The organism is Melaminivora alkalimesophila (genome assembly GCF_000282995.1).
Lineage (GTDB): Bacteria > Pseudomonadota > Gammaproteobacteria > Burkholderiales > Burkholderiaceae_C > Melaminivora > Melaminivora alkalimesophila.
The window spans coordinates 1-4,227 of record NZ_ALEE01000640.1 but is presented as its reverse complement, the minus strand read 5'-3'; the positions used below and the strand labels follow the sequence as shown (position 1 = coordinate 4,227).

Below are 4,227 nucleotides of genomic sequence, written 5' to 3'. Positions count from 1 at the left end.
CCGACCCGGCGGGTCGGGGTTCCTTTTGCCTAGAAAACCACTTCCAGAGGAAACATCGCCATGAGCCTGTTTTATGACGCACTGGAGACGCGCTCGCCCGAGGAGCGCGAGGCCGACCTCATGGCCGCCCTGCCGCGCCAGCTCGAGCATGCCCGCCGCTCCTCGCGCGCCTGGGCCGAAATCCTGGCGGACATCGACCCGGGCGGCGTCACCACGCGCGAGGCGCTGGCGCGCCTGCCCGTGACGCGCAAGCACGAGCTGCTCGAGCGCCAGCAGGCCACGCGGAGCACCGACCCGCTGGGCGGCTTCGCGACGCTCGGCTTCGGTGCGCAGATGCCGCGGGTGTTCGCCAGCCCCGGCCCGATCTACGAGCCCGAGGGCACGCAGCGCGACTACTGGCGCATGGCGCGCGCGATCCACGCGGCGGGCTTTCGCGCCGGCGAGCTGGTCCACAACTGCTTTTCCTACCACTTCGTGCCGGCCGGCGCGATGATGGAAAGCGGCGCCCACGCCCTGGGCTGCACGGTCTTTCCCGGCGGCACCGGCCAGACCGAGCAGCAGGTGCAGGCGATCGCCGAGCTGCGCCCGGCCGGCTACATCGGCACGCCCAGCTTCCTGAAGCTGATCCTGGAGAAGGCCGAGGAGATGAAGGTCGCGCTGCCGAGCCTGACCAAGGCGCTGCTGTCGGCCGAGGCCTTCCCGCCCTCGCTGCGCGACTGGATGGCGGCGCGCGGCGTGGCCGGCTACCAATGCTACGCCACCGCCGACCTGGGCCTGATCGCCTACGAGACCAGCGCGCGCGAAGGTCTGGTGCTGGGCGAGGACGTGATCGTCGAGATCGTGCGTCCCGGCACGGGCGATCCGGTGCCCGAGGGCGAGGTCGGCGAGCTGGTCGTGACGACGCTCAACCCGGTCTATCCGCTGATCCGCTTCGGCACGGGCGACCTGTCGGCCGTGCTCGCCGGCCCCTGCCCCACCGGGCGCACCAACACGCGCATCAAGGGCTGGATGGGACGCGCCGACCAGACGACCAAGGTGCGCGGCATGTTCGTGCACCCCGGGCAGGTCGCCACGGTAGCCAAGCGCTTCCCGCAGGTGCTGCGCGCGCGGCTGGTGGTCAGTGGCGAGATGGCCAGCGACCGGATGGTGCTGCAGGTGGAGACCACCGAGACGGCGCCGGGACTGGCGACGCTGCTGGCCGACACCCTGCGCGAGGTGACCAAGCTGCGCGGCGAAGTGGAGATGCTGCCGCCCGGCTCGCTGCCCAACGACGGCAAGGTCATCGAGGACGCGCGCAGCTACAGCTGAGGACGGGCGACGGCGCTGGCGCCGCTCACCAGACGACGTCGGCTTCCTCGGCGGCGCTGCGCCGCAGCATGTCGATGAAGGGGGCGGCGCGCTGGCGCAGGCTCACCCGGTCCTGCGCGCCCGCGTGCTCCCCGTCCTCCTCGGGGGCGGCCGCGTCGCCTTCCCGCCCCTGCCGGGCGGCGCGCCGGGCCTCGGCGATGCGCGCCTCTTCCTCGGCCACGGCCCGCTGCAGCGCGTCGATGGCCGCGGGGATCTGCTCGACGGTGATGATGCCGTGTGGCTCGTCGCCCTTGCCGATGATCTGCAGCACCTGCCGCCCGTTCGGCTCGAGCATGATGAGGTCGGCGGTGGCGCGGGATTTGAACTTGTAGAGCATCCGGTCCTTCGTGGAAATAGCAAGAGAAAGCGCAGGGAAAGCACGGGCAGGGGCTGCGTGCTGCGCACGCCTTCAGGCGCTCGCCTGCAGCTGCCCGGCGTACATGTAGCCGCGGTTGAAAGGATAGCCACTTTGCGCGCCGCGCATCGGGCCTTCCTCGGCCCGCCCGCTCGGGCGCACGGCCAGGATCTGGTGCAGGGCGATCCAGCCGCGCTCGAAGGCCAGCGCGCAGCCCGCCAGGTACAGCCGGTAGGCGCGCAGGGCGCGCTCGCCCTTTTCCTGGCCATGTTGCGCCACCAGGGTCGCCAGCGCCTCGTCGCTGCGCGCCTCCAGCGCGTCGGACCAAGCCCACAGTGTGCGTGCGTAATGCGGCCGCAGGTTCTCCGTGTCCACCATCTCCAGCCCGGCGCGCGCCATCTCCTGCAGGGCCACGCTCACGTGCAGCAGCTCCCCGCCAGGGAAGATGTAGCGCTCGATGAACTCGCCCATGCCTGCCCCCAGTCCGGCGTTGTCCAGTCCACCGGCGGTGATGCCGTGGTTCATCATCAGGCCGCCGGAGCGCAGCAGGCGGTGCACGGTGCCGAAGTAGCGCTCCATCTGCGCGCGGCCCACGTGCTCGAACATGCCGACCGAGGCGATCTTGTCGAAGGGTTGCGGCACCTGCAGCTCGCGGTAGTCCAGCAGCTGCATGCGCACCCGGCCGCCCAGGCCGCGCTCCTCGATCAGCCGCTGCACGTGGGCGTGCTGGTTGCGCGACAGCGTGATGCCGGTCGCATCCACGCCGTAGTGCTCGGCGGCCCACAGCAGCAGCCCGCCCCACCCGGCGCCGATGTCCAGGAAGCGCTCGCCCTCGCGCAGCATGAGCTTTCTGCAGATGTGGTCGAGCTTGGCCTCCTGCGCCTGGGCGAGGGTCATGTCGTGCTCGCGGAAATAGGCACAGGAATAGACCCGGCGCGGGTCCAGCCACAGGGCGTAGAAGTCGTCCGAGAGGTCGTAGTGGAACTGGATGTTCTGCGCGTCGCCGGTGAGCGTGTGCGCGGCCATGGAGCGGGCACGCACCAGCACCCGCTGCCACCAGTTCATCTGGACGTCGCGCGCCGGGTCGAGCCGCAGGAGCGCCGCCGCGGCCGCCATCAGCTGGCGCATGCTGCCCTCCAGCGCCACGCGCCCCTCGACGATCGCGGCCCCCACGTTGCCGATCTCGCCCATGGCCAGCGCCACCACCGCCATGCGGTCGCGAAAGCGCAGCCGCACATCGGCGTCCGCCGGCCCCAGCCGCATGCCGTCCGGCAGCTCCACGCAGACCCCCACCGGCGACAATGCCAGGCTCTCTTCCAGCGAGTTCAGCAAGCTCTTCATTCCCCCCTCCAGCGGCGCCCACGACAGGACGATTCTTGGGGACCGCTCCTGCTTCGTCAATGGGCGATGGCTGACAGACGGGCGGCGCCCGCGCCGACGCTGCCCGCGCGCCCGCCAGGGCGAAAGCGCCGCGGTCGGGGCGGCGAACCGGGCCGCGGCGGGTGGCCCTTGCGCGCCCCGCTGGCCGAAACCGGCCGAGCTATGGCCTAATAGCGGGTTTTCAGGTTTTTTCTCTCACCGATCTCAGGAGCCGCCATGGGCAACAAAATCGTCACCGAGGCCGACCGCAAGGCCACCCCCCGTCCCACTCCCATGCCCGGCATGGCCGTCCCCACGCACGGCCGCGGCCAGCGCGTGAGCAAGGAGCGCGGCGTGAACACGCGCCACAAGAAGAACCCGGGCAAGCGCCACCGCTGAGCGGCCGCCCGGCCAGCTGCTGCAAGGCCCTCTTCGCGAGGGCTTTTTCGTTTTCGCCGCCGCCCCCGCGCCCATGTCCACCCGCCCTGCCCCCGTCGCCCTGACCGGCCCGCGTCGGCTTGCTCGCGCCGGCGTGGCGTGCAGCGCCCTGCTGCTGGCGGCCTGCGCCCAGTCGGGCGGCGCGCTGGGCTACTACTGGCAGTCCCTGCGCGGCCACCTGGCGATCCTGCAGGCGGCGCGCCCGGTGCCCGAGTGGCTGGCGGCCGAGGACACGCCGCAGGCGCTGCGCCAGCGGCTGGCGCTCGCCCAGGAAGCGCGGCGCTTCGCCAGCGAGGAGCTGGCGCTGCCGGACAATGCCAGCTACCGCCGCTACGCCCGCCTGGAGCGCCGCGCGGCGGTGTGGAACGTGGTGGCGGCGCCGCCCTGGTCGCTGCAGCTGCACACCTGGTGCTTTCCCGTCACCGGCTGCATCGGTTACCGCGGCTACTTCCAAGAGGAAGAGGCCCGCGCGGAAGCGGCACGGCTCGCCGGCCAGGGGCTGGAGGTCAGCGTCTACGAGGTGCCGGCCTACTCCACGCTCGGCTACAGCAACTGGCTGGGGGGCGATCCGCTGCTGTCGACCTTCATCGGCTGGCCCGAGGGCGACTTCGTGCGGCTGCTGCTGCACGAGCTTGCGCACCAGTCGGCCTACGCCGCCGGGGACACGGCCTTCAACGAGTCCTACGCCACCGCGGTCGAGCGCCTGGGCGCGCGCCAATGGCTCGACC

5 protein-coding genes are annotated in these 4,227 nt (G+C 71.8%); 3 read left to right on the top strand and 2 right to left on the bottom strand.

Annotation, left to right across the window (positions count from 1 at the left end; genetic code table 11):
- The first annotated feature begins 60 nt into the window (after nt 1–60).
- Nucleotides 61–1,308, top strand: a complete 1,248-nt coding sequence (locus tag A612_RS12500) for a phenylacetate--CoA ligase family protein (protein ID WP_019374808.1) — start codon at nt 61–63, stop codon at nt 1,306–1,308.
- A 25-nt stretch (nt 1,309–1,333) separates the two neighbouring features.
- Here A612_RS12500 and A612_RS12495 read toward each other — a convergent pair whose 3' ends face one another.
- The gene (locus A612_RS12495) at nt 1,334–1,684 is read right to left on the bottom strand and encodes a DUF1840 domain-containing protein (protein ID WP_019374807.1); all 351 of its coding nucleotides are present in this window, start codon (nt 1,682–1,684) and stop codon (nt 1,334–1,336) included.
- Nucleotides 1,685–1,756: 72 nt separating this feature from the next.
- Complete coding sequence (locus A612_RS12490; protein ID WP_019374806.1) at nt 1,757–3,043, bottom strand: class I SAM-dependent methyltransferase; 1,287 nt, start codon at nt 3,041–3,043, stop codon at nt 1,757–1,759.
- A gap of 255 nt (nt 3,044–3,298) precedes the next feature.
- Here A612_RS12490 and A612_RS17570 point away from each other — a divergent pair, with 255 nt between their 5' ends.
- The gene (locus tag A612_RS17570; RefSeq protein WP_019374805.1) at nt 3,299–3,460 is read left to right on the top strand and encodes a hypothetical protein; all 162 of its coding nucleotides are present in this window, start codon (nt 3,299–3,301) and stop codon (nt 3,458–3,460) included.
- A 73-nt stretch (nt 3,461–3,533) separates the two neighbouring features.
- On the top strand, nt 3,534–4,227 hold a 694-nt coding region (locus A612_RS12485; protein WP_040436819.1), incomplete at its 3' end, for an aminopeptidase.

What these genes read in the sequence shown, in the direction of transcription:
- A612_RS12495 (WP_019374807.1), bottom strand. Translation starts at nt 1,684, where the DNA reads ATGCTCTACAAGTTCAAATCCCGCGCCACCGCCGACCTCATCATGCTC.
- A612_RS12500 (WP_019374808.1), top strand. Translation starts at nt 61, where the DNA reads ATGAGCCTGTTTTATGACGCACTGGAGACGCGCTCGCCCGAGGAGCGC.
- A612_RS17570 (WP_019374805.1), top strand. Translation starts at nt 3,299, where the DNA reads ATGGGCAACAAAATCGTCACCGAGGCCGACCGCAAGGCCACCCCCCGT.
- A612_RS12490 (WP_019374806.1), bottom strand. Translation starts at nt 3,043, where the DNA reads ATGAAGAGCTTGCTGAACTCGCTGGAAGAGAGCCTGGCATTGTCGCCG.